This window comes from Rhizobium sp. NFR07, assembly GCF_900111905.1.
Lineage (GTDB): Bacteria > Pseudomonadota > Alphaproteobacteria > Rhizobiales > Rhizobiaceae > Neorhizobium.
Genome location: NZ_FOKM01000003.1, coordinates 331294 through 354220 on the forward strand (window position 1 = coordinate 331294; position 22927 = coordinate 354220).

The 22927-nt window shown below is 62.6% G+C and carries 21 protein-coding genes; 6 read left to right on the forward strand and 15 right to left on the reverse strand.

What is annotated here, in order from left to right:
- Positions 1 to 157: 157 nt before the first annotated feature.
- Positions 158 to 1336: an Mrp/NBP35 family ATP-binding protein gene (locus BM216_RS08570; RefSeq protein WP_092997915.1), complete on the reverse strand. Its 1179-nt coding sequence runs from the start codon at positions 1334 to 1336 to the stop codon at positions 158 to 160.
- A gap of 405 nt (positions 1337 to 1741) precedes the next feature.
- Positions 1742 to 2473, reverse strand: coding sequence for a helix-turn-helix transcriptional regulator (locus BM216_RS08575; RefSeq protein WP_092997918.1), 732 nt, complete (start codon positions 2471 to 2473; stop codon positions 1742 to 1744).
- 338 nt (positions 2474 to 2811) lie between these two features.
- Between BM216_RS08575 and BM216_RS08580 the strand changes: the two genes are divergently transcribed.
- Complete coding sequence (locus BM216_RS08580) at positions 2812 to 3693, forward strand: SMP-30/gluconolactonase/LRE family protein (protein ID WP_092997921.1); 882 nt, start codon at positions 2812 to 2814, stop codon at positions 3691 to 3693.
- A 179-nt stretch (positions 3694 to 3872) separates the two neighbouring features.
- Complete coding sequence (locus BM216_RS08585; RefSeq protein ID WP_092998502.1) at positions 3873 to 4493, forward strand: PRC-barrel domain-containing protein; 621 nt, start codon at positions 3873 to 3875, stop codon at positions 4491 to 4493.
- A gap of 76 nt (positions 4494 to 4569) precedes the next feature.
- On the opposite strand, the gene BM216_RS08590 is transcribed toward BM216_RS08585, so the two are convergent.
- The 3 genes from BM216_RS08590 to BM216_RS08600 form a co-directional block, all read right to left on the reverse strand.
- Positions 4570 to 6612, reverse strand: coding sequence for an NADH:flavin oxidoreductase (locus tag BM216_RS08590; protein WP_092997924.1), 2043 nt, complete (start codon positions 6610 to 6612; stop codon positions 4570 to 4572).
- A gap of 137 nt (positions 6613 to 6749) precedes the next feature.
- Positions 6750 to 8105 (reverse strand): putative bifunctional diguanylate cyclase/phosphodiesterase, encoded by a 1356-nt coding sequence (locus BM216_RS08595; RefSeq protein WP_092997927.1) that lies wholly within the window; start codon positions 8103 to 8105, stop codon positions 6750 to 6752.
- Between the two features lie 101 nt (positions 8106 to 8206).
- Positions 8207 to 9889: a response regulator gene (locus tag BM216_RS08600; protein WP_092997930.1), complete on the reverse strand. Its 1683-nt coding sequence runs from the start codon at positions 9887 to 9889 to the stop codon at positions 8207 to 8209.
- Between the two features lie 346 nt (positions 9890 to 10235).
- Here BM216_RS08600 and mutL point away from each other — a divergent pair, with 346 nt between their 5' ends.
- Both mutL and BM216_RS08610 read left to right on the forward strand, forming a co-directional pair.
- Positions 10236 to 12083: a DNA mismatch repair endonuclease MutL gene (mutL, locus tag BM216_RS08605; protein ID WP_092997933.1), complete on the forward strand. Its 1848-nt coding sequence runs from the start codon at positions 10236 to 10238 to the stop codon at positions 12081 to 12083.
- Between the two features lie 175 nt (positions 12084 to 12258).
- Positions 12259 to 12492, forward strand: a complete 234-nt coding sequence (locus BM216_RS08610; RefSeq protein ID WP_092997936.1) for a DUF2093 domain-containing protein — start codon at positions 12259 to 12261, stop codon at positions 12490 to 12492.
- A 12-nt stretch (positions 12493 to 12504) separates the two neighbouring features.
- Here BM216_RS08610 and BM216_RS08615 read toward each other — a convergent pair whose 3' ends face one another.
- The 8 genes from BM216_RS08615 to BM216_RS08650 all read right to left on the reverse strand — a co-directional run bounded on the left by BM216_RS08615 (position 12505) and on the right by BM216_RS08650 (position 18987).
- Positions 12505 to 12729, reverse strand: coding sequence for a hypothetical protein (locus tag BM216_RS08615; RefSeq protein WP_244530122.1), 225 nt, complete (start codon positions 12727 to 12729; stop codon positions 12505 to 12507).
- A gap of 38 nt (positions 12730 to 12767) precedes the next feature.
- Positions 12768 to 13199: a putative toxin-antitoxin system toxin component, PIN family gene (locus tag BM216_RS08620; RefSeq protein WP_092997942.1), complete on the reverse strand. Its 432-nt coding sequence runs from the start codon at positions 13197 to 13199 to the stop codon at positions 12768 to 12770.
- Between the two features lie 60 nt (positions 13200 to 13259).
- Positions 13260 to 14306: a tetraacyldisaccharide 4'-kinase gene (gene lpxK, locus BM216_RS08625; protein WP_092997945.1), complete on the reverse strand. Its 1047-nt coding sequence runs from the start codon at positions 14304 to 14306 to the stop codon at positions 13260 to 13262.
- Between the two features lie 5 nt (positions 14307 to 14311).
- Entirely contained in the window at positions 14312 to 15043 is a 732-nt protein-coding gene (locus BM216_RS08630; protein ID WP_092998504.1) for an HAD family hydrolase, read from the reverse strand.
- An 8-nt stretch (positions 15044 to 15051) separates the two neighbouring features.
- A complete protein-coding gene (gene waaA, locus BM216_RS08635) occupies positions 15052 to 16380 on the reverse strand; it encodes a lipid IV(A) 3-deoxy-D-manno-octulosonic acid transferase (protein ID WP_092997948.1) in 1329 nt (442 codons plus the stop codon).
- Between the two features lie 152 nt (positions 16381 to 16532).
- Entirely contained in the window at positions 16533 to 16775 is a 243-nt protein-coding gene (locus BM216_RS08640; RefSeq protein WP_092997951.1) for a DUF4170 domain-containing protein, read from the reverse strand.
- Between the two features lie 59 nt (positions 16776 to 16834).
- The gene (locus BM216_RS08645; RefSeq protein ID WP_092997954.1) at positions 16835 to 17635 is read right to left on the reverse strand and encodes a 3'(2'),5'-bisphosphate nucleotidase CysQ; all 801 of its coding nucleotides are present in this window, start codon (positions 17633 to 17635) and stop codon (positions 16835 to 16837) included.
- Between the two features lie 5 nt (positions 17636 to 17640).
- On the reverse strand, positions 17641 to 18987 hold the full coding sequence (locus tag BM216_RS08650; protein WP_092998506.1) for a TldD/PmbA family protein: 1347 nt from the start codon (positions 18985 to 18987) through the stop codon (positions 17641 to 17643).
- Between the two features lie 119 nt (positions 18988 to 19106).
- Here BM216_RS08650 and BM216_RS08655 point away from each other — a divergent pair, with 119 nt between their 5' ends.
- Together BM216_RS08655 and BM216_RS08660 are read left to right on the forward strand one after the other, a co-directional pair.
- Positions 19107 to 20921 carry a monovalent cation:proton antiporter-2 (CPA2) family protein gene (locus tag BM216_RS08655; protein ID WP_092997957.1) on the forward strand — a complete coding sequence of 605 codons (1815 nt, stop codon included), beginning with the start codon at positions 19107 to 19109 and terminating at the stop codon, positions 20919 to 20921.
- Between the two features lie 39 nt (positions 20922 to 20960).
- Complete coding sequence (locus tag BM216_RS08660) at positions 20961 to 21428, forward strand: hypothetical protein (RefSeq protein ID WP_143102757.1); 468 nt, start codon at positions 20961 to 20963, stop codon at positions 21426 to 21428.
- A gap of 44 nt (positions 21429 to 21472) precedes the next feature.
- On the opposite strand, the gene BM216_RS08665 is transcribed toward BM216_RS08660, so the two are convergent.
- Both BM216_RS08665 and rsmD read right to left on the reverse strand, forming a co-directional pair.
- Complete coding sequence (locus tag BM216_RS08665; RefSeq protein WP_092997962.1) at positions 21473 to 22357, reverse strand: patatin-like phospholipase family protein; 885 nt, start codon at positions 22355 to 22357, stop codon at positions 21473 to 21475.
- Between the two features lie 6 nt (positions 22358 to 22363).
- The gene (rsmD, locus tag BM216_RS08670; protein WP_092997964.1) at positions 22364 to 22924 is read right to left on the reverse strand and encodes a 16S rRNA (guanine(966)-N(2))-methyltransferase RsmD; all 561 of its coding nucleotides are present in this window, start codon (positions 22922 to 22924) and stop codon (positions 22364 to 22366) included.
- Positions 22925 to 22927: the final 3 nt, after the last annotated feature.

Below are 22927 nucleotides of genomic sequence, written 5' to 3' on the forward strand. Positions count from 1 at the left end.
GAAAGCAAGCGCAGGATTGCATGCCTCACCTGCCGAAAACACAAGGGCTGAGGGCGTTTTCAGACGAAACACGCAACCGGTGAAAAGCCTCGCAAGCACAGTGGCTCATATTCATGTGACAGTCCGGGCGAAAGGCCGCGAGGCCCCCTGCCATATTCTATTCGAAGACGATGGAAGGCGCCTTGCGGCGCGAACCCTGCGAGAGCTGCGCCCAGACCTGGGCTGCGATGTCCTTGTAGATCTTCGAGATTTCATGCTCCGGATCGGCGTGGACGATCGGGTCGCCAAGGTCGGAACGCTCGCGGATGTCCATGGTCAGCGGCACTTCGCCGAGGAAGGGAACCGCGATGCGATCAGCCTCGGCCCGGGCACCGCCATGGCCGAAGATGTCGTAGCGCTTGCCAGTATCGGGCGCGAGGAAATAGCTCATGTTCTCGACGATGCCGAAAAGCGGAACCTCGACCTTTCTGAACATGGTGACCGCCTTGCGGGCATCGATGAGCGCCAGATCCTGCGGCGTCGAGACAATGACGGCGCCGGCCAGCGGTACCTGCTGGGCCATGGTCAGCTGGGCGTCACCCGTGCCCGGCGGCATGTCGACCACGAGAACATCAAGATCGCCCCAGGCGACTTCGCGCAGCATCTGCAAAAGCGCCGACTGGACCATCGGGCCGCGCCAGATCATCGCGGTTTCCTCGTCGACGAGAAAACCCATGGACATGGCCTTGAGGCCGTAGTTTTCCATCGGCTTGATCAGGCGGCCATCGATCTGTTCCGGCCGGCCGGAAAGCTTCAACAGGCGGGGCACGGACGGGCCGTAGATGTCGGCATCGAGAATGCCGACGCGCAGACCATTGGCTTTCAGGCCAAGGGCGAAATTGACCGCGGTCGTCGACTTGCCGACCCCACCCTTGCCCGATGCGACGGCAATGATCGCGCCGACGCCCGGTACGCCGGCCTTCACATTGGCCGGGCCGCGGCCCTGGCCGGGACCGCCGGCGGGCGCATGCTGGTGACCGTGCGAATGACCATGAGCGGCCGCAGGTGTCGGCTGCGGCGCCTGGGATTGCGCCTGCGGAGAGGCCTTGCGGTCGGCAGTCAGGGTGACGAGCGCGCCTTTGACGCCGGGAATAGATGTCACCGTCTTTTCCGCCGCAAGCCGCAGCGGCTCCAGCTGCTGGGCGCGGTCGGCCGGTACGGTGATCGAGAAATAGACCTTGGCATCGGAGATGAAAACGTCCGACACCATCTTGAGCGACACGATATCGCCTTCAAGATCGGGCCCCCGGACCTTGCCGAGCGCTGCGAGCACCTGGTCCTTGGTCACATCAGACATGTCGAACTCCTCATTCCTTACCCTTGGGTCCTGCCCGTGAGGCGCATCTCGCTTCGATCCGCCTTCAATCTTATTGCCGCTATATAGGAGTTGGCATGGGTAGGGAGCAAGACGGGCGAAGAGCAAGACAAGGCCGGAGCCAATAAAGATTAAAGCCGCCGTCCGGTCGGCTGCCATGGGGCGCACTGACCGGACGACGGCTTTTGCTTCGTTACGCCTCTTGGGGCGCTTTTTTCAGTCCCCTCTGGACCTGGCTCTATAGGAAGCACGAAACATGCCACACGGGAAGAGCCTGCTTTTGCCCAGGAAAAAGACATTTTCTCACTGCCTGCGGCTGCATAACGCGGCACCCTGGTGCCGCAACCACAAGCTTCATGCCCAAATCTTGGACAAACAACCTGTCGCTTACTTGATAAGCCCGACGCGCAGGGCCTTGGCCACGGCCTGGGTGCGGTTGACGGTGTCGAGCTTCTTGGCGGCACGGTTGAGGTAATGATTGACCGTATGCTCCGAGAGACCGAGGATATCGGCGATCTCCGCACTGGTCTTGCCGGCGGCGGTCCAGTTGAGACAATCGGTCTCGCGCTCGGTCAGGACCTCGCCGGGGCGGATGTCCGCCTTGCGGAAGTCCGCCAGCCGCTCGTAGACATGAGCCGAGACATACATCAGCTCCATCATCTGCTGGACCGACGGGACGGGACGCGTGCCGCCGAAAGCGATGGCTCCGCGCTTGCCGGTAGCATCGTGAACGGGGAAATAGGCACCGCGGGCGATGCCGAAGCGGCCGAAAATCTCGCGGAGATTGGCGTTGCTCTCCGCCGGACGGTCGTTCTCGAGATCGAAGATGAAGGGCAGCGTCGAACGGCGAAGATGCTGCAGCACGAAGCTCGTCTTGCCGAGCCCTTCACGATCGAAGAGTGCGGTCAGTTCGGCCGGCCAGTTGGTGATGATCGTGTTGCCGGCGAGCTCCATCGCGGTCGGCGGCGGCAGGTTCAGTACCATGAATGTCCGGAAGTCATAGAACTCCGTCAGTTTCTTCATGAAGCGAAAGACGTCGAATTGCGTGTCGAGACCCGAGAGCTCCCCGACATCTACACCAAAGCCAGACAGTTCAGCGGCTTTTTCCGTTTTGGACATCTGCTACTTCTTTGTTCCACCGCGTGAGGTGATGCGCCCGTTAAGGCTCGAATCGATAGGGGGATCTTCGATAGAAATCTAGCAGGAGATGAGAGAAAAGTTGCAAGCTCTTTTCCTTCTCCCGTATGGAGTGCCTCGTGGACTGCAAGCTTCCACTTGAGACTTGAAAGAGATGTTAATTTCTACGGCCACCCCGTCGAAGATGCTGACATTTTATCGCTTTTAATCGGATTCGCAGCTTTGCGCATCTCTGTTGACCATTTTCCTGGGGATGACATCTTGTCAGCCCATCCGCCGAGCCCTGCCAGGCACAGCGGAAAAACATAGGCGAGGAAAAAATGACGACTGTCCACCGCTTCGAAGGCACCATCCTGTCGCACGCCCCATGCGAACTCGGCGAGGGGCCGAGCTTTGAGATGGAAACCAATACGCTCTGGTGGTTCGACATTCTCGGCAAGGCGCTGCACGAACTGAAGATGGACGGAATGACGGAGACTGTCTATCCTTTGCCTTTCATGGGAAGCGTCATTGCCCGCATTGACGACGCGCGCCAGCTGATCGCCAGCGACAAGGGCCTGTTCATCCGCAACCGGGCAACGGGCGAGCTGTCGCTTCATTGCGAACTGGAGCCCGGCAAGCCGGAGAACCGCTCCAATGACGGCCGGGTGCATGTCTCGGGCAGCCTGTGGATCGGCACGATGGGCAAGACCGCACCGGATGGCGCCGGCGCGATCTATCACGTCGCCAAAGGAAAGGTGACGAAACTGTTCGACAGGATCAGCATCTCCAACTCGATCTGCTTCTCGCCGGATGGCGCCACCGCCTATTTCGTCGATACCCGCGCCAACAAGCTGATGAAGGTCGCGGTCGATCCGGCGACGGGCCTGCCGATCGGTGAACCGTCGATCTTCGTCGATGGCAGCAAGGATCCGGGCGGCATCGATGGTTCGGTCTGTGACGGTGAAGGCCACATATGGAACGCCCGCTGGGGAGAGGCCGCGCTCGACCACTACGATACCGACGGAAAGCTGATCGAGCGTTACGCGCTGCCGGCCAAGCGCACGACCTGCCCCGCCTTCATCGGCGGCGGCCGCATCGCCGTCACGTCCTCCTGGGAAGGACTGGACGAAGCTGGCCGCGCGGAAGATCCGAAGGCCGGGAACCTGTTTGCGGTCACGACCGGCGCACAAGAAAAATACGAATTTTCATACCGGCTCTAACTCCCGGCAAGCCGGGCGTATCCGCGCCAAAACGGCACAGATACGCCTAATAAATCAGCAGGATCCTGGAACGAAACCTCTTCTGTCGTTGTTTGCCTATCGAAGCCCGCGGTGAGAACACAAGAAACAGACCGCGTGCCGAGCTGAACGACAAGAACAAACAGAAGAGGCAGGATCCCATGAAAAAGACCCTTGGAGCACTCGTAGCCGCAGCTCTCATGACATCGACCGCGCTTGCACCCGCATTCGCACAGTCGAACAATAGCGGCGCCAGCCCGGCAACGCCCACAGCCCCGACGGCACCGGCCGAACCGAAGGGCATGGCCCCGGCACCGTCGGCCAATTCCGACATGCCGGCAACCGGTGACGCCGCTTATCTGACCCAGCAGTCGGAAACGCAGGTGAGCGCCAATGATTACATCGGCAAGCAGATCTACAATTCCAACAATGAGAGCATCGGTGATGTGAACGATCTCATTCTGGAAGAAAACGGCGGCATCGTCGCTGCCGTGGTCGGCGTCGGCGGTTTCCTCGGCATCGGCGAAAAGGATGTCGCCTTGCCGATGGACAAGATCAGCATGGCCCGTGACGCAGAGAACAACAATGAAGTGCGTCTGACCACGACCGAAACGGCCGAAGCCCTGCAGGCTGCTCCGGAATTCAAGACCTTGGGTGATCAGCAGGCCGGCACGGATGCGACCACAACGTCGTCCACGACGTCCGAACCGGCCGCTCCTGCGACCCCGGCAACGCCATCCACTGGCGGCGACACGAACTCGTCGACGGCTCCCGCGAAGTAAGCCTGGAACGAGTGGATCATCGCCGATGGCGAGACTGATGAGGGGCGGTGCTGCGGCACCGCCCCTTCTTCGTTTCCTACAAAAGGGAACAGAGGCGTAGCGCGTCGTAGATCGCCGCATGGATATTGCGGCTCGACACGGCATCGCCGATCCGCACCAGATCGAAGCTCCCGCTTTCATTCTTCCCGGCCAGGGGCGGCTGACGCGCAATCAGAGCCCCGTAGTCGACCGCGCCGAGATTTCTGGATGACGGTTTGAGTTCCAGAAACAGATCCGCATTCGCCTGGGTCCCATGCTCGACAACCACCTGGGCGACGCGCCGCTCGACGGTGGCATCGGAGTAATCCGAGCCCAGCACGGCTGTCAGGCCGTTTCCCTCGCGGCGGACGGATTTCAGCTGTGTGTTGATGGTCACCGTCACCTGTTTTTCGGCAAAGGCCTTGGCATAGGGCACATGGTTCATGCCGCCCATCTCAGGCGCGAAGAAGCGTTCGGGCGAGACGAGTTCCAGCTCGGCACCCGATGCCGCGATCACTTCCGCAGCACTCATGCCCGGATGGCCACCATTGTCGTCGAACAGCAATACCGGACCCGACGGCTTGACCGCACCGGCCAGGATATCCCAGCTGCTGGTTACCAGATCTTCGCCCGCATCCAGCTCCGGCACCTGGGCGAAGCCGCCGGTCGCGACGACCACCAGATCCGGCTCGAGCGCCAGAACATCCGCGCCCTCGGCATAGACATCATAGCGGATCTCGACGCCGAGGCGTTCGAGTTCGGCAAGTCGCCAGTCGACGATGCCGACCATTTCCTTACGGCGCGGGTTGCGGATCAGGAGATTGACCTGGCCGCCGGCCTCGCCCGTCGCCTCCAGCACGGTCACGGCATGGCCGCGCTCGGCAAGCACACGCGCCGCCTCCAGTCCCGCCGGGCCGGCTCCGACCACGACGGCGCGGCGAGCCTTTTCGGCAGGTGCGATATCATGGGGAATGAGCGCTTCGCGGCCGGTTGCCGCATTGTGAATACAAAGCGCCTCGCCGCCCTCGTAGATTCGATCGAGACAGTAGGTGGCGCCGACGCAAGGGCGGATGCGAGCCTCTTCCCCGCGCATGATCTTCCTGACGATATGCGGGTCGGCGATATGAGCGCGGGTCATGCCGACCATGTCGAGCTTGCCCTCGGCGATCGCGTGACGGGCGGTCGCGACATCGGCGATGCGGGCGGCATGGAAGACCGGGAATTTCGTCGCCGCCCTCACCTCTCCGGCGAAATCGAGATGCGGCGAGGCGCGCATGCCCTGGATCGGGATGACATCGTTCAGCGAGGCGTCGTGGTCGATATGGCCGCGGATGACATTGAGAAAATCGACATTGCCCGAGGCCACCAGCCGGCGGGCGATCTCTATCCCCTCCTCCTTCGACAGGCCCTTCTCCCAGTCCTCATCCGCCACCATGCGGATGCCGACGATGAAGTCAGGCCCGACGGATTTGCGGATTGCCGTCAGCACCATGTCGGAGAAGCGCATGCGGTTTTCCAAGGGTCCGCCGAACTCATCCTCGCGGCGATTGGTGGCGGGTGACCAGAACTGGTCCATCAGGTGGCCATAGGCCTCGATCTCAATCCCATCGAGGCCGCCTTCCTGCATGCGGGCTGCGGCATCGGCATAGTCGGCGACGATCCGCTCGATGTCCCAGTCTTCCATTTCCTTCGGAAAGGCGCGATGGGCGGGCTCACGGATCGGCGACGGTGCCAAGACCGGCAGCCAGTTGCCCTTGTTCCAGTTGGTGCGCCGACCGAGATGGGTGAGCTGGATCATCACCGCCGTGTCGTGCTCGTGACAGTCGTCAGTCAGCTTCTTCAGCCACGGCACGATCTCGTCCTTGTAGGCCAAGAGGTTGCCGAAGGCGGGCGGGCTGTCGGCCGAGACGCTGGCCGAGCCTGCCGTCATGGTCATGGCGATGCCGCCCTTGGCCTTTTCCAGATGGTAGAGCCGGTAGCGATCCTTCGGCATTCCGTCCTCGGAATAAGCCGGTTCATGGGCGGTCGACATGATGCGGTTCTTGAGCCGCAGATGCTTGAGCTGAAACGGCTGCAGCAGGGGGTCGTTGGATGTCGACATCGGAAGGTCTCGCGCCAGCAAAAGACCCATCATCGCGCAGGCGACAAATCATGGCGAGGACCAGACGCGTCGCGGACTATCCGCCATGCGCCGTCGAGCCGCCCTTGGCCGCGTTAGGACCGGACGATAACGAACGGCTAGATGCGCTCGATCATCATGAAGTCGTGGTAGTGCTCGTGGAGATAATGCAGGGTCGAAGCCCCGTCCTTGGGCCTGCCGTAGTGAAAGCCCTGCCCCATACCGCAGCCGAGGGCGCGCAGCATCTCGACATCGGCTTTCTCCTCGATGCCTTCGGCGACCACTTCGAGGTCGAGCCCCTGGCACATGGCGATGATGGCGCGGACGATATGTTCGGAGGCCCGATCCGACGTGATGCGGGAAATGAAGGCGCGGTCAATCTTCACCTTGTCGAAGGTGAAATCGCGAAGGCGCCCGAGGCTCGACTGGCCGGTACCGAAATCGTCGAGCGAGATGCGCACGCCCTTCTGCCTCAGGTCGGAGATGATCCGCTCCGCCGTGTCGGCCGAGGTCATAACCGCCGTCTCGGTAATCTCCAGTTCCAGACGCCGGGGATCAAGGCCGACGCGCGACAGGGTCGAGAGGATATTGCCCGAGGTCCCCGGATCCATCAGCTGGGCGGAGGACAGGTTGAAGGACAGAAAGAGCTCGCGCGGCCAGGACAGCGCAGCCTCGGCCGCCTTGCGCAGCAACGTATCCGACAGTGCGTCGATGAAACCGCGTTCCTCGGCAAGCGGCACGAAGGTGGCCGGCGAGACCTGGCCGAGATCCGGATCACGCCAGCGTGCGAGCGCCTCGAAGCCTGCCACCATGCCGTCGCGAATGCGCACGATGGGCTGGAAATGGACGTCGACCGCATCCGAGATGATGGCATGGCGGAGCGCCTGCTCGATCTGCGTTGCGCGTCGCATCTCCTGGGCGATCTCGGTGGAATAGACGGTGATCTGGCCACGGCCGCGGCGCTTTGAGCGGTAGAGCGCCGTCTCGGCACTCTTCAACAGCTCCTCGGACTCTTCCCCGGCAAAGGGATAGATGGCAAAGCCGAAGGAGGCGGAAAGCCGGACATTGCGGTCGCCCAGATCGTAAGGCGCCGACAGCACGTCCTTCATCATCTGGCCGATGCGTTCGGCACCGAGGCGCTCGAAAACGAGCGGCAGGACAAAGGCGAACTCATCGCCGTCATGGCGGGTGACGATGGCGCCGTCCGGAATACAGGCTTTCAGGCGATGGGCCACCTGGCAGAGAATTTCGTCGCCGGCCTCGGAGCCGAAAAGATCGTTGATCGGCTTGAAACCGTCGAGATTGGCGATGCAGATGGTGAAAGGTGCGGGGTCGTCGGCGCGCTCGGCGGCCAGAAGCCGCACCTTGTCACGCAGGCGGTAGCGATTGCCTAGCCCGGTCAGCGGATCGCTGTAGGCCATGGCCTGCAGCTCGTTCTGGCTGACCTGCGGCAATGGGTTGACCGCTGACTTCATGAATATCCCGCCCTCGAATTGCCGGCAGAATGCTTGACAAAGATTAAGAAACCTTGCCGTGCAATGTGGCAGATGTCCTAATCTGCGACGCGCATCGAGTGCTAGGACGCGGCCAGTTCGACGGGTTCTGAAACATCGTCGCCATCGGTCAGGAAGCGCCGGAAGACGGCATCGAGCGCCTCCGGGCTGATCGGCTTCAGGATGACATCATCCATGCCCGCGCCAAAGCAGCTTTCCCGGTCGCGATCGAAGGCCTGGGCCAGCACGCCGACGATCGGGACAGGCGACGAATTGCCTTCCAGCGCCCGGATGGCGGCAGATGCCTCGAAACCGGTGAGTTTCGGCAGCGTCACGTCCATCAGCACCAGGCGCGGCGAATGTTCCCGCCACAGGCGCACGGCCTCCTCGCCATCCACGGCCAGCGCATAACGATAGCCGAAGCTTTCGATGATCTGGGAAAAGACGATCTGGTTCACTTCATTGTCTTCGGCAACGAGGATGTCGATCTGGCGATCGTTCTCCGGCGTGCCCGGATGCCAGTCTTCCGACGGCGACACGACCATCTCCTCGGATGCCCGCTTGAGTTCGGCGCTGACGAACAGCGGCAGATCACGCTCCAGGATGAGCGGATCGATCCTCAACACCGGCGTTCCATGGGCATCGGCCACCTGCACGCAATCGCTTCTCATGCGGGTGTCGACCACGACCAGATCGATACGGACATCCGATTCGGATGCAAGCTGGAGGAAGAGCGCGAGCTCGTCCGGTCCCGAGACGGCGGAAACGTCCGCACCCTGTTCACCGAGAATGGCGACGGCGCGGGCCTCGGTATCGAGCGAAGCAGCGACGACCAGGATCTTTGCGTCGGCGAGATCCGCCTGAACATGGGGCTTTGGCGAGGCCGGAATTTCGCGGCGGGTAAGATCGATCTCGACGAGATCCTCCTCCCTGATCCGCGGCACCAGCGGTTGCCCATCGCCTTCCTGCGCCACAAGCGCCGAGACATCCTGTTTCAGCGTCACCAGATAATAGCGACCGGGCTTGCCGACGCGATACTTGTGCACGACGACGATGGCGGTCGATCCATCCGGGCGGATGATACGTTCGGGAAGGTCGACGGGGATGCCGGTTTCGTAGACTTCGCGGTTGATCGGCCCGAGGCGCTCCTCGAGCGCCGGCGGATTGATGTCGGAGCCGCTATTGCCGAGAATAGCATCGGCGTTCAGGTCGAGAAAATCGCAATTGGCACGATTGATGGCGACGAATGTGCCGTTGCCGTCCTTGACGGAAATCGGAAAAGGCAGGTTGTCCAGAACCTCTTCGGTGATCTGGACCCGCTCGGTATCAAGCCGCCACTGGTCCTCGCGCCGCTTCTGTTCGGAGACATCCTTGACGACGCAGACGCCGTAGCCCGACGGCATGCGGCGCTTGGTGACGCGTAGCCAGCGGTCCTGACGGACGCATTCGAGCGCCTCGGCTCGTTCCTTCCACATTCCAGAGATCTGTTCGGCGAGCCAGTCTTCCCGGCTGAGCGACCGCCGCTGGCCATGGGCATCGGCACCCAGGTGGATGCCGGCATCATGTATCGCGACCAGCAGATCACGCAGGCGCGTTCCGGGCGAAAGCAGATCTTTCGCGACCGAGAGAAGGGACGCGAACTGCTGGCTGGCAAAAACAATCTGGTCGTTCTTGTCGTATAGAAGCACGCCCGCGGACACGCCTTCGGACATCGCTTCCAGAATGGCAGACTGAATGTTCGGATCCGCCGTGTCCAAATCATTCATGGGATGAAACTCCGTATGCTCTCAGGCCGGCCTGCAGCCGCGCCCGGTCAATCGACCCCACGCACGATCGGCGAGGCTTCCTTCACGTCCGGTCAGATTGGTAGGGTGATACATGCTGGCTCCAAGTCTTCAACGGGCGGCCAAAACAATGCGACGGTGCCCAGCTGGCCGTCGCTTCAGTCGCTCGCGGAGAGCGAAACTCTCCCGGTTTCATCCATTTCAACAGTTAGAGACTATCAGGTTTCTCTTAAGGCCCAATTAATGACAAACCGCAGCCGCCCTATTACCGAGGGATAATCGTCTTCGCGCCCTTTCCTCCAACCGACGAATCCCCGAAAATGAGGCCATGCCCGTACAGCTCCTGCCAGAAACCCTGATCAACCAGATCGCCGCCGGCGAGGTCATCGAAAGACCGGCCAGCGCGACGAAGGAACTGGTCGAGAACGCCATAGATGCCGGCGCGACCCGTATCGAGATCGCCACCGCCGGCGGCGGCAAGAGCCTGATCCGCATCACCGACAACGGTTCGGGCATGAATGCCGCCGACCTCGAACTTGCCGTGCGGCGGCACTGCACCTCGAAGATTTCGACGACGCTCGACGACATCCATACTTTGGGCTTCCGCGGCGAAGCGCTGCCGTCGATCGGCTCCGTCGCGCGGCTGACGATCACCAGCCGCCGCCATGGCGAGGCGGAGGGCTATCAGGTCTCCGTCAATGGCGGCCAGGCCTCGACGGTCAAGCCCGCACCCGCCAATGCCGGCACTGTCGTCGAGGTCCGCGACCTGTTCTTCGCCACCCCTGCCCGCCTCAAGTTCATGAACACCGAGCGGGCCGAGGCGGCAGCGATCACCGAGGTCGTCAAGCGGATGGCGATCGCCTTTCCGCAGATCAGATTTGTGCTGTCCGGCCCCGACCGTTCGACGCTGGAATTTCCCGCAACAAGCGACGACCGGCTTGCCCGCATGGCGCAGGTGCTGGGGGCCGAGTTCAAGGACAATTCGATCGAGATCGATGCCGCCCGCGAGGACGTGTCGCTTTCCGGCTTCGTCGGCGTGCCGACCTTCCATCGCGGCAACTCCGCCCACCAGTTCGCTTTCGTCAACGGCCGGCCGGTGCAGGACAAGCTGATCCTATCGGCGATCCGCGGCGCCTATGCCGAGCAGATGCCGTCGGGCCGTTATCCCGTCGCGGTCCTGTCGATCAAGCTCGATCCGGCGCTGGTCGATGTCAACGTCCACCCGGCCAAGGCCGATGTGCGCTTCCGCGATCCGCAGCTGGTGCGCGGACTGATCGTCGGCGCGATCCGGCAGGCGCTGCACCGGGAGGGCGACCGCGCCGCGACGACCGGTGCCGCCGCGATGCTGCGCGCCTTCCAGCCGGGATTTTCCGAAAACACGAGACCGAACGCCACGCCACAGGCCTGGCAGCATGCCGCTTCCCAACAGGCTCCATGGTCAGCCTCTTCATCGGTTTCCCGCCCGCTCGATCTTGCCGCCGCCACTCCCTATCAAGCCCGGCCGAGCCAGTCCGGCTTCGATGCCTTCGCCGCGCCGACCGCCCGCGCCGATACGATTTCCGAGCCCGCCTATGTGCCCGAGACGAATGCCGCCGGATACCGGCTCGGCGCCGCCCGGGCGCAGGTGCACGAGAACTACATCGTCGCCCAGACGGAAAACGGGCTGGTCATCGTCGACCAGCACGCCGCCCACGAACGGCTCGTCTACGAAAACCTGCGCAAGGCGCTGGAAAACGACCGCCTCGCCTCGCAGGTTCTGCTGATCCCCGACATCATCGACCTGCCGGAGGAAGACTGCGACAGGCTGATGGCCCATGCGGAGGATCTCGACCGGCTTGGGCTTGCGATCGAGCGCTTCGGGCCCGGTGCCGTTGCCGTGCGCGAGACGCCGGCCATGCTCGGCGAAGTGGATGCCTCCGCGCTGGTGCGCGATCTCGCCGACGAGATCGCCGAGTGGAATACGGCAAGCGGGTTGCGCAACAAGCTCGAATATATCGCCGCGACCATGGCCTGCCACGGTTCGGTCCGCTCCGGCCGGCGGCTGAAGCCGGACGAGATGAATGCGCTGTTGCGGCAGATGGAGGCCACACCCGGCTCCGGCACCTGCAATCACGGCCGGCCGACCTATATCGAACTCAAGCTCGCGGATATCGAGCGGCTGTTCGGCCGAAGCTGAAACACGCCGGCTCGCCGGGGGTGCCTCGCGACCCATGATAGTTCCGGCGCCTGTGAGTTAGGGGGCCAACTTTAATGTTTTCGCAGGTCGTTTCCGATTTTTCGGGCCGATCGCTGGAAATGGCGCCCGGTTCGGGTTAGACGGTGTGCCCATGTTTTTCGGCAGGAGACCCAGGATGAACCGGTTTGAGGGAAGCGGCTTTCGCGAAGCCAAGATCCGCTATCTCGACGGTGACTATCAGGTCTTAAGCGCCGGGTCCTACGTCGTCTGCGCCATGAGCGGCGTGCAGATCCCGATCGACGAGCTGCGCTACTGGAGCGTCGCCCGTCAGGAAGCCTATGCCGATTGCGAAACCTCGCTCGAGGCCGAAAAACGCGCCGGCGCCCTGCCTAACCAGAAGCGGACCTGATCAGAAGCGGTCCTAGGATCGGTTTCTGCGCGGCTCGACCAACTCATCGCCTGGATCAGGTTTTGCGTCAGGCGTACGGTCCAGAATGGCCAATGCCGCCTCGACATTTCCGCCTGCCGCGCGCTTCTTAAGCATCATGATCGCGCGCCGATGGCCGATGCCATCGGCGATGAACGCAGAGAGCAGCTGGTTGAGCGAGACATTGTCTTCCGCCGCCGCTTGCTTGGCCTCTTCCATGACGTGATCCGCCAATCTGAGAGGATAAGTGCTCATCTCTATTTTCTCCTTCTCGTCATTTCCGCAATAAAATCGCCGGCGCTGATGACCGACATGCCGAACGCGGTCACCGCTGGATGCCGGAAGTGACGATCGTTGCTCACGATCAATGCCGCGCCTGCTGCCAACGCGCATTCGATGTAGATGTCGTCCTTCGGGTCCGCGAGAAACGGTCTGAACCGGAACCACGGCGAAATGATCGTCGCCCTGGCGAAAAGCGCGTCCAGCAGCGTGTCGATCTCACTCCCGCTCAACCACGGACTATCGCCTAGAATGCCGGGCCTCTTTAGGACATCTTCGTATTCAAAGGCCACCGCAGGCGAGAGCGCAAATGGCACATTGCCGAGCAACATTTCCCGCAAAAGCCGATGCGACGCTCCGTTCGATGAGCGTAAAGCCGAAACAACGACATTGGCGTCAGCGACGATCATGAACCAACATGATATCACATACGATGTTATGTCAAGGAGGAGACGTCGGACCGGCAGCTTTCACTTGGCGCTCGCCGAACCTTCACGCAGCCGGCGTTCGCGGAAATTGCGGAATGCCGTTTCGATGATCGCGGCCGGTGCGCGCGGATCGTCGAAGACTATGTCGATCTCCACGATCTTCGAGCGTTCCAAGAGCGTGCGGGCAACGCCCGAATGTCCGGCGAGACGGGCTGCATCCTTTGCCGTCGTGACGAGAGTGAGGTTCTCGCGCCCGGCATCCTCCAGCAGCGACCGGATCTCGTCCTCGCTGAAATAGTGGTGATCGGGGAAGGAACGGGTCTTGCCGATCCGGCCACCGACCGCCTCGACCGTGCGGTAGAATTTTGCCGTATCGGCGATCCCGGCATAGGCAAACACATCCTGGCCGGCGAGCGCCTGGGCGTCATGGGGTCGGATGGCCGCCACGTAGATGGCCTTTCCCGCACGGGCCGCCTGGCGGACCAGCGCGTCGGCCGCCTCTCCATCGCCGACCTTCAGGATCGCGGACAGTTGCCGCATCTGTTCGGCGATCGGCGCCCGAACCGGGCCGCCTGGGACGAGATGGCCATTGCCGATGCCCCGCACGGTGTCGATGACGACTAGCGCATAGTCGAGGTGAAGACGGGCACTCTGGAAGCCGTCATCCATGATGATCAGGTCGGCGCCTTCGGCCGCCAGCCTTTTGGCCCCCTCCACGCGGCGTCTCGAAATCACCGTCGTCGCCTCGGCCGCAAGCAGCAGCGCCTCGTCGCCGACGGCATCGGCGCGGTGGTGTTCGCGGTCGACAAGCGTGGTGACGTCAAGCGATCCGCCATAGCCCCTGCTGAGGAAACCGGGCTTGTGTCCCAAGGCCCTGGCGGCACGCGCCATCGCGATCGCGGTCGGGGTCTTGCCGGCGCCGCCAACGGTGAAATTGCCGATGCAGATGACCGGCACCGGAGCCGAGGCTCGCCTTGCCGTCCGCATCCTGCGGCCGGACACCTTGCCGTAAATCGCCGAGATGGGCTTGAGCACGAAGGCGCGCCAGTCTGCCTTTTCCCACCAGAAGGGCGGCGCTTCGGAAACCATGGCCGCTATTCCCCTGCCGCTGTCTTGCGGGGGGCGGTGATCACGGTTTCGAGCGCGGTGATATCCTCAACGCAATGATCGGCGAGCTTCGACAGTGTCTCGCGTGTGCCCGTCCCGCTCAGCACCGCAATGTTCAGGCCGGCGCCACCGGCGCGGCCCATCAACATGTCGTGGTTGTTGTCGCCGACCATCGCCACTTGCGCCGGCGCAAGGCCGGTCGCATCGCAGAATGCGAGAAACATGCCGGGTCCGGGCTTGGCACCGAAGCCGCTGTCGTAGCCGGCGATGAAATCGACATGGCCGGCAATGCCGAAATGTTCGGCGGTGCGGCGGATCGCCATTTCGTTGTCGCTGGAGGCGATGCCGAGCTTCAGCCCTCTTTCCTTCAATTGCGCAAAAAGCGGGGCAAGATCGGTAACCGGCACGGAAAATTCGGCTGCCCGGACGAAGAGCGCGTCGAGTTCTGCCGCAAGTGTCTCCGGTTCGAAGGGCGAACCCGCCGCGACAAAACCTTCGGCAATTTCGGCGGCGTTGCCGGCTGCAAGCAAGCTGTCGGCCATCGTCTGGCCGGTAACAGGATCCATGCCACCGGCGATGAGAAGGCGAGGCTCCAGTTGGGCATTGCCGGCAGCGGCGATGCGCGCAGCCTCACGGTTTACCGGGCCCCAGCTCTCGTCATAGCGGAGAAGCGTGCCGTCCTTGTCGAAGAGAATGCCGCCAATTGCAGGCGTCGGCACGGGCGGCGTCACGGGGCACTACCCGCCGTTACCGCTTTCGGCTGCAGCCGGGCCGAAACCGTGAGCGGATTGATATAGGGCTCAAGCGCCTTCACCGTCTTCGACAGGGCGCCGCGCATTTCCTCCATCGCGTCTTGACCGGCATCGACCATCTTGCGGCGGGCGGGGTCGGTGATGATCAGGTAATGCACGGCCTTGGCCAGCATCTCGACGTCCTTGACCACACGGGCGCCGCCCTTGCGCACCAGATGCTGATAGGCATCACGGAAATTCTGGATGTTCGGACCAGTCAAGACGGCACAGCCGATCATTGCCGGCTCCAGCGGGTTCTGGCCGCCCTCGTTTGTCAGCGACCGGCCAACGAATGCGATCTCGGTCAGGCGAAGATAGAGGCCCATTTCGCCGATACTGTCTCCGAGGAAAATATCGGTTTCGGCTGTGATTACGTCGTCGCGCGAACGGCGAGCGACGTTCAGTCCCTCTTCCTGCAGCATCGCCTCTATGGCATCGGCGCGGTCCGGATGGCGCGGCACGATGATGGTCAGCTGGCCATTCTTCGGCTTCAATGCCCGGTGGACCACGGCCGCCGCCTTTTCCTCACCGTCGAAGGTGGAAATCGCGGCCCAGGTGCTCCGTCCGCCGATCTGGCCCTTGTATTTCGCCAGCAATTCCTCGTCGCAAGGCGGCGGGTCGGTATCGCTCTTCAGGTTACCCGAGACGATGACCGGCCACGCGCCGAGATCACGATAACGTTCGGCATCGAGATCCGACTGGGCAACGACCAGCGCCATCTTCTCGAACAGCGTCTCGGCAATCTTCGCATGATTGCGCCAGCGATCGAAGGAACGGTCGGAAATGCGCGCGTTGACCCGGATCTGCGGAATCTTGCGACGGGCAAGCTCGGCAACGGTCGTCGGCCAGATTTCCGATTCCGCCGTGATCGACGCGTCGGGCTTCCAGTAGGAGATGAACCGCTTGACCGGGAATTTCACGTCAACCGGCACATATTGATGGATCACCTCATCACCGAGCCGAGCCTCGACAAGGGCCGCCGAGGTAACGGTGCCGGTGGTCAGGACTACATGGATTTCGCGGCGACGCAGTTCGCGGATCAAAGGCAGGATGGACAGGGTCTCGCCGACGCTTGCCGAATGAACCCAGACAAGCGGCCCACGCGGGCGGGCGACGCTGGCGTAACCGAGGCGCTCCAGACGGCGGGAGCGATCCTCCTTGCCCTTGACGGCACGGTAGGAGAGGTAGGAACCCGCCAATGGATAGAGCGCGATGCCGGCCAGGCGATAGCCGGCAAGTGCAGCACGCGCCAGGCCGCTGCTCATCGCATCCGCTCCCGATCGCTGACGATCGCCATCAAAGCTTTACCCCAACAGTAATATCCTGAACCGTTCTGTGTTTTACAATTACGTCAAAATGGCGGGGTTATCGAGCCCCACCTGAATATGACTCATTGTCATAATTAACGGATCTTGCCTCAGGCCGACTTGACTTCCGGCTCGAGCAGGCGGTGCATGTGCACGATGAAATAGCGCATTTCAGCATTGTCGACGGTAGCCTGGGCCTTGGCCCGCCAGGCGATCAGCGCGCTGGCATAATCCGGAAAGATGCCGACGATGTCGAGGGCCGAGAGGTCCTTGAACTGGACGCCTGCAAGGCTGGAAAGCTCACCACCGAAGACCAGGTGGAGAAGCTGTTTCTTGTCGCTCGTTTCCGTCATTTCGCTCTTCCGTCCGTTATAGTACCCGTCCCCTCCTCTGCTGCATTCCTCGGCAAAGGTCAACCCGCAGCGCCGGTCAACAAATACGGCATCAGCATCATGCGGGCCTCGTTGGTTCCGGCCACAAGCACGCCATGGCTGACGGTCTTGCGGTTATAGGAAAGCGGACGACCCTGAAGGTCGGTCAGGGCGCCGCCCGCACGCTCCAGAATGAGGTCGGCGGCCGCCAGATCCCAGTCATGGGAATCCGACTTCACAATCGTGCCATCGATGCGTCCATCCGCTGCCATGGCGAGCCTGTAGGCCAGCGACGGCACATGCGGCACGCGGCGAATGCCAAGGTCGGTGGTCAGCCGGCTGACGATCTTTTCATCGGCGGCGAGAACCAGTTCGCCGTCGTCGCCGGCACTTCCGACGGCGATGGGCATGCCGTTCTTCGATGCCGGGCGATCAAGCGCCGCGGAAAATTCTTCGTTCAGGGCTGGCGCCACAAGGACGCCGGCGACGGGCCGGCCCTGGTGAACGACGGCGACCGATACGCACCACGTCGCCTTGCCGGCAATGAAAGCCCTCGTTCCGTCGATCGGATCGATGACGAAAACGGTCTCGCGGGAAAGCCGCATATCGTCGTCATCGGTCTCCTCCGACAGCCAGCCGTAATCGGGGCGCGCCTTCAAAAGCACAGATTGAAGATGGTCGTTGGCGGCGAAATCGGCAGCGCTCACCGGCGAACGGCCTTCGTTCTTCCACCAGACTTCGGGCGAATGTCCGAAGAAGCGGTTGGCGATCTCGCCAGCCCCGCGCGCAGCGTCGAGGATCAAGGCGAGGTCGTCATCCCAGGATGTGCGAGCCTCAACCATGATGCTCACCGTCCCGCCAGCGTCATGCCCTCGATCGCGATGGTCGGGGATGCGACGCCATATTTGCGGTCGATGTCGTTTGCAGGCGTGACCCGCATGAACATGTCCTTGAGATTGGAAGCGATCGTGACTTCCGAAACCGGGAAGGAGAGCTTGCCGTTCTCGATCCAGAAGCCGCTGGCACCGCGCGAATATTCGCCGGTGATCATGTTGACGCCCTGGCCGATCAGCTCGGTCACGTAGAGGCCGGTGCCGACCTGCGCGATCAGCTCTTCCGGCGAGATGTCGCCAGGTTCGAGCGCGAGATTGGTCGAGGCGGGGCCGACGGAATTGCCGCCGCGCACGCCGCGGCCATTGGTGGACAGGCCAAGCTCCTTGCCGGTCGAGGTCGACAGGAACCAGTGCAGCAGGACACCGTCCTCGATCATGGTCAGCCGCTCGCCAGAAACACCTTCGCCGTCGAAGGGGCGCGAGGAGGAGCCGCGAACGACAAGCGGATCGTCGGTGATGTTGAGGCCCGCCTTCAGCACCTGTTCGCCCATCCTGTCGCGCAGGAAGCTGGTCTTTCTCGCAACCGAGGCACCGTTGATGGCGCCGGCGATATGACCGACGAAACCGCGCGCCATGCGCGGATCGAAGACGACCGTGACGTTGCTGGCAGTCTCGACCTGGCGCGGGTTGACGCGGGCGACAGTACGCTCGCCGGCGCGACGACCGATCAGTTCGGGCGCATCGAGGTCTGCAGCGTAGAGGCGGCTGTCGAAATCATAGTCGCGCTCCATCTTGGTCCCCTCGCCGGCAATGACGCTGACGGAGCGGCCGAAGCGGGAAGCTATGTAGGAGCCGGAAAAGCCGTGCGACGTGACGAGCACCATGCCGCCCATGCCAGCGGATGCACCGGCACCGGAGGAATTGGTGATGCCGGAGACGCCGAGCGCCGCAGCTTCCATCGCAAGCGCCGTTTCGCGCAGTTCATCGGTCGACACATGCGTCGGGTCGTAAAGCTCGAGATCCGGATAGGATGTCGCCAGGCGATCCGCCTCGGCGAGCGTCGCGAACGGGTCTTCCGGCGAAACCTTGGCCATGGCGACGGCGCGCTCGGCCAGCGTCTTCATGTCGAAGCCGGGATTGGCGGAAACGCTCGCGACCTTCTTGCCGACAAAGACGCGCAGGGCAAAATCATCGTTCTCGGAGGCTTCGGTGCCCTCCACCTTGCCAAGACGCACGGAAACGGAGCGGGAATGGGAGCGCACCACGACGGCATCGGCCTGATCCGCTCCTGCGGCCTTGGCCAGATCGATCAGTTCGGAAGCGCGGGCCAGAAGCGAAGCGGAATCAATTTCAGAGCTCATATTTGCAAGCCTTTCGTTCCGTCCCATTTATTGTGCGTGCTCCGACGCATCAAGGGCGCTACACCGATTCTTGACAGTTGGGTTCCGCACCCTGGCCGCCCCACCCGAAAGTTTATTGCATGACTGCACCCGGCTCGCTGTTTTCCGAAATGCTCCTGCTCCTTGCCGGCGCAGTGATTGCAGCACCGATCTTCCGCCGGCTGGGGCTCGGGACCGTCCTCGGTTATCTGGCGGCCGGCGTCGTCATCGGTCCGGTCCTGCAGAGCATCAGCGACACCGAGGAAGTGCTGCATGTGGCGGAATTCGGTGTCGTCTTCCTGCTCTTCATCATCGGCCTGGAACTGAAACCGTCGCGGCTGTGGCAGATGCGCGGCGATGTTTTCGGCCTCGGCCCGGCACAGGTGCTGCTTACCGGTGTCGCACTTGCGGGGCTGGCGCTGTGGACCGGGATGTCCGACTGGCGTGGCAGCCTCGTCATCGGCTTCGGGCTGGCGCTTTCCTCCACCGCCTTTGCGCTGCAATTGCTGAACGATGCCGGCGAGATGAACAGCCGATACGGCCAGCGGTCCTTCTCGGTCTTGCTGTTTCAGGATCTTGCGATCGTGCCGCTGCTGGCGCTGGTCACGGTTCTGGCACCCGGCACCGAGGAGCAGGCGGCTACGCCGCTGATCGATTTCGGCGTCGCGGTGGCGGCGGTCGCCGCCGTCGTCGTCGCCGGCAAATATCTCCTGAACCCGATGTTCCAGATCATCGCCAAGGCGGGTGCGCGCGAAGTGATGATCGCGGCGGCCCTTCTCGTCGTTCTCGGTGCGGCAGCAGCCATGCAGGCGGTCGGGCTATCCATGGCCATGGGCTCGTTCCTCGCCGGCGTGATGTTGGCCGAATCCTCCTATCGGCACGAGCTGGAGGCCGATATCGAGCCTTTCCGCGGCCTGCTGCTGGCCTTGTTCTTCGTCGCCGTCGGCCTGTCGTTGGAAGTCGACGTGATCGTCGAGAACATCCTCTTCATCATTCCCGCCGTGCTCATCTTCATGGCCGTCAAGACGCTGCTCGCCTATGCGCTCTGCCGCCTCTGGGGCTCCCCCCACAATGACGCGATCCAGATTGCCTCCCTGCTGCCTCAGGGCGGTGAATTCGCCTTCGTGCTGTTCACCACCGCAACCGCCGCCGGCCTCCTGTCCTCCTCCGTCGCCTCGCTGCTGATCGCCATCGTCACCCTGTCCATGGCGCTGACGCCACTTGGGGCAGCGCTTGCGCGACGCTTTCTCAACGGCGAGACGCGGGAGGAACTGGAAGAGGATTTCGATGGCGCAGGCGCCGATGTGATGATGATCGGCTTTTCCCGCTTCGGCCAGATCGCCGCCCAGATCCTGCTCGCCGGCGGCTCGAGCGTGACCGTCATCGACGATTCGGCAGACCGTATAAGGCAGGCGGCCAATTTCGGTTTCCGCATCTATTTCGGCGACGGCACCCGCAAGGACGTGCTGATCTCATCCGGCATCGAGCGGGCGAAGGTCGTCGTCGTCTGCACCCAGAAACGGGAAACGACCGACACCATTGTCGATCTGATCCGCGCCGAATTCCCGACGGTCCGGCTGTTCGTCCGCTCCTATGACCGCGTCCATTCCCTTGCGCTGAGGGAAAAGGGCATCGAATACGAGCTGCGCGAAACGCTGGAATCCGGCCTTCTCTTCGGCCGGCGCACGCTGGAGGCGCTCGGCATGTCGGAAGCGGCGGCCGAGGAAATCGGCAACGACATCCGCCGCCGCGACGAGGAGCGGCTGGAGATACAGGCAGTCCAGGGGCTGGGTGCCGGGCGGGCACTGCTGTTCAACGAGCCGGTCAAGCCGGAACCGCTGATCAAGCCGAAACGCGCGAATGTCGAGAATGCCGAGGAAGAAACGTCCGCGGGAGCCTCGGTCGGGAAATGGTAACGCGCGGGCGGTAAAGCTACAGGCTTCCGCTGGCTTGCAATGTCACAGCAAGAAGGTCGTCATCGCTTGAAGCTTTTATATCAACTGGCAGCTGTTCTGATGCTTTCGGGCTGCAGTGAAGATGCCAGGACCGAATTGTCCTATTACTGTGGCAACGACCTGACGACCACGGTCAATCATTCCTCGGCGGTGATCTATGGAGCCGACACACCACCTCCGGCCACGACAGGTGTATTCCCCATCGATGAAGCGTTTCTGCGAAATATCGACGCCGGAAACCCAGACCATCCAACTCTCGTTGCGACAGATCGGGAGGGCACGGTCTATGTCGAGCATTGCGACAAATTATGTGATGCCGGTGATGCGCTGAGCCTCATTTCAGAGTGCCGTGATATCCCGGGGTGCCAAATCGTCGGCGGCGTGAAAAATTCGGCTTTCTATCCGTTCTATACAAACGACAGGAACGGCGGGCACCTCTGCTCCCGCAACTGGCCGACTGCCCTGTAAGAGCCTTGCCGAAAGCGCCATCGGATGAGCGCTCCACTGCTGCCCTACGGTCTTGATGCCGCCGCCGTTTCCAGCGCGTCGACCGCGCGCTTCAGCTCGTCCTTGACGTGCTCTGACTCGTCAAGGATCTCCCGCGCACGCAGGAAATCCAGAACGCGAAAGCGGTTGACCTGCGGCCGCAGAAAAATGTGCGGCGAGTTGAGCTTCAGTTTGAGTGAAATGCTCGCCTGCATGGTGAGCTGGCTTGCGCCGAACAGGCTGTCTATGCGGCTCGGCGGATGGGTGCCGTCGCCTTCAGGGGCACCGACGACATCGACGGCGATGACGACATCGGCCAATTCCAGCAACGGCTCGTAGGGAATGGGGTTCAGCACACCGCCATCGATCATCACCCGGCCGTTCACCCAGACAGGCATGAACAGGCCGGGGATGGCGGCTGATGCCGCGATTGCCTCGCGCAACTCGCCTGTCTCCAGCACCACCTCCGCCTGGCCGTAATAGTCGGTCGCGGAAATCTTCAATGGGATGGCGAGATCGGCGAAATCCTGCGGGATTTCCGGCGGCAGGAAGGCTTCGAGGATAAGCTCCAGGTTGAAATGGCCGAAGCGGAAGCCGCCGAGCTTGTCGCGCATCGAGGCAGGCCCAAGCGCCCAAAGACGGTTCAGCAGATAATTGCGGGTACCGACCGTCTGGAGCGTATAGTCCCGGATCTCGGCACCGCGCATGCCCGACGCCATGCCGGCGCCCATGATGGCGCCGATCGAGGAACCGGAAATCGCCACCGGCCGGATGCCGAGTTCGTCCAGCGCCTCGATGACGCTGATATGGGAAATGCCCCGCGCTCCACCGCCGCCGAAGGCCACCGCATAACGCAGACCGTTTACGGTCTTGTCTGCGTCGAGGTCTGGCAGGGTGATGCGGGTGTTCATGGATCGTCAGCCCGGCTCGTAGCGATAGAATTCCACACGAGTATCGCCGAACATGCGGCTTTCCAGTGACCTAAAGACCGGATCGACGGCAAGCTCGACATCCGATCTTTCTTCCAGAACCACCAAAGCGCCCGGCACCAGCCATCCACCGGCATGGGCGGCGTAAAGCGCACGCTCACCGAGCTTCTGGCCATAGGGCGGGTCGGCGAAGAGGAAATTGAACGGCTCGATATTGCCGATCGTGCCGAGGCTGGTCGCATCCCGACGCAGGATGCGGGCGCGACCATGCAGGCCGAGACTGTCGATATTTTCCCACAGCAGCCCGCGGCCCTCGACGCCGTTCTCGACGAACAGCGCCGTGCGACAGCCACGCGACAGCGCCTCGAGACCGACCGCGCCGGTACCGGCGAAAAGGTCGATCACGCGGGTGCCATCGAGCGCTTCCGGGTAGACATGGCCGATGATGTTGAACAGGCTTTCGCGCGTCCGGTCGATGGTCGGCCGGATGTCGTTCGTCTTCGGCGTGGCCAGGGCGCGGCCGCGGAATTCACCCCCAACGATGCGCATTAA

Coding starts and splice junctions, on each gene's coding strand:
- BM216_RS08570 (WP_092997915.1), bottom strand. CDS start 1,336: ATGTCTGATGTGACCAAGGACCAGGTGCTCGCAGCGCTCGGCAAGGTC.
- BM216_RS08575 (WP_092997918.1), bottom strand. CDS start 2,473: ATGTCCAAAACGGAAAAAGCCGCTGAACTGTCTGGCTTTGGTGTAGAT.
- BM216_RS08580 (WP_092997921.1), top strand. CDS start 2,812: ATGACGACTGTCCACCGCTTCGAAGGCACCATCCTGTCGCACGCCCCA.
- BM216_RS08585 (WP_092998502.1), top strand. CDS start 3,873: ATGAAAAAGACCCTTGGAGCACTCGTAGCCGCAGCTCTCATGACATCG.
- BM216_RS08590 (WP_092997924.1), bottom strand. CDS start 6,612: ATGTCGACATCCAACGACCCCCTGCTGCAGCCGTTTCAGCTCAAGCAT.
- BM216_RS08595 (WP_092997927.1), bottom strand. CDS start 8,105: ATGAAGTCAGCGGTCAACCCATTGCCGCAGGTCAGCCAGAACGAGCTG.
- BM216_RS08600 (WP_092997930.1), bottom strand. CDS start 9,889: ATGAATGATTTGGACACGGCGGATCCGAACATTCAGTCTGCCATTCTG.
- mutL (WP_092997933.1), top strand. CDS start 10,236: ATGCCCGTACAGCTCCTGCCAGAAACCCTGATCAACCAGATCGCCGCC.
- BM216_RS08610 (WP_092997936.1), top strand. CDS start 12,259: ATGAACCGGTTTGAGGGAAGCGGCTTTCGCGAAGCCAAGATCCGCTAT.
- BM216_RS08615 (WP_244530122.1), bottom strand. CDS start 12,729: ATGGAAGAGGCCAAGCAAGCGGCGGCGGAAGACAATGTCTCGCTCAAC.
- BM216_RS08620 (WP_092997942.1), bottom strand. CDS start 13,199: ATGATCGTCGCTGACGCCAATGTCGTTGTTTCGGCTTTACGCTCATCG.
- lpxK (WP_092997945.1), bottom strand. CDS start 14,306: ATGGTTTCCGAAGCGCCGCCCTTCTGGTGGGAAAAGGCAGACTGGCGC.
- waaA (WP_092997948.1), bottom strand. CDS start 16,380: ATGAGCAGCGGCCTGGCGCGTGCTGCACTTGCCGGCTATCGCCTGGCC.
- BM216_RS08640 (WP_092997951.1), bottom strand. CDS start 16,775: ATGACGGAAACGAGCGACAAGAAACAGCTTCTCCACCTGGTCTTCGGT.
- BM216_RS08645 (WP_092997954.1), bottom strand. CDS start 17,635: ATGGTTGAGGCTCGCACATCCTGGGATGACGACCTCGCCTTGATCCTC.
- BM216_RS08650 (WP_092998506.1), bottom strand. CDS start 18,987: ATGAGCTCTGAAATTGATTCCGCTTCGCTTCTGGCCCGCGCTTCCGAA.
- BM216_RS08655 (WP_092997957.1), top strand. CDS start 19,107: ATGACTGCACCCGGCTCGCTGTTTTCCGAAATGCTCCTGCTCCTTGCC.
- BM216_RS08660 (WP_143102757.1), top strand. CDS start 20,961: ATGTCACAGCAAGAAGGTCGTCATCGCTTGAAGCTTTTATATCAACTG.
- BM216_RS08665 (WP_092997962.1), bottom strand. CDS start 22,357: ATGAACACCCGCATCACCCTGCCAGACCTCGACGCAGACAAGACCGTA.
- rsmD (WP_092997964.1), bottom strand. CDS start 22,924: ATGCGCATCGTTGGGGGTGAATTCCGCGGCCGCGCCCTGGCCACGCCG.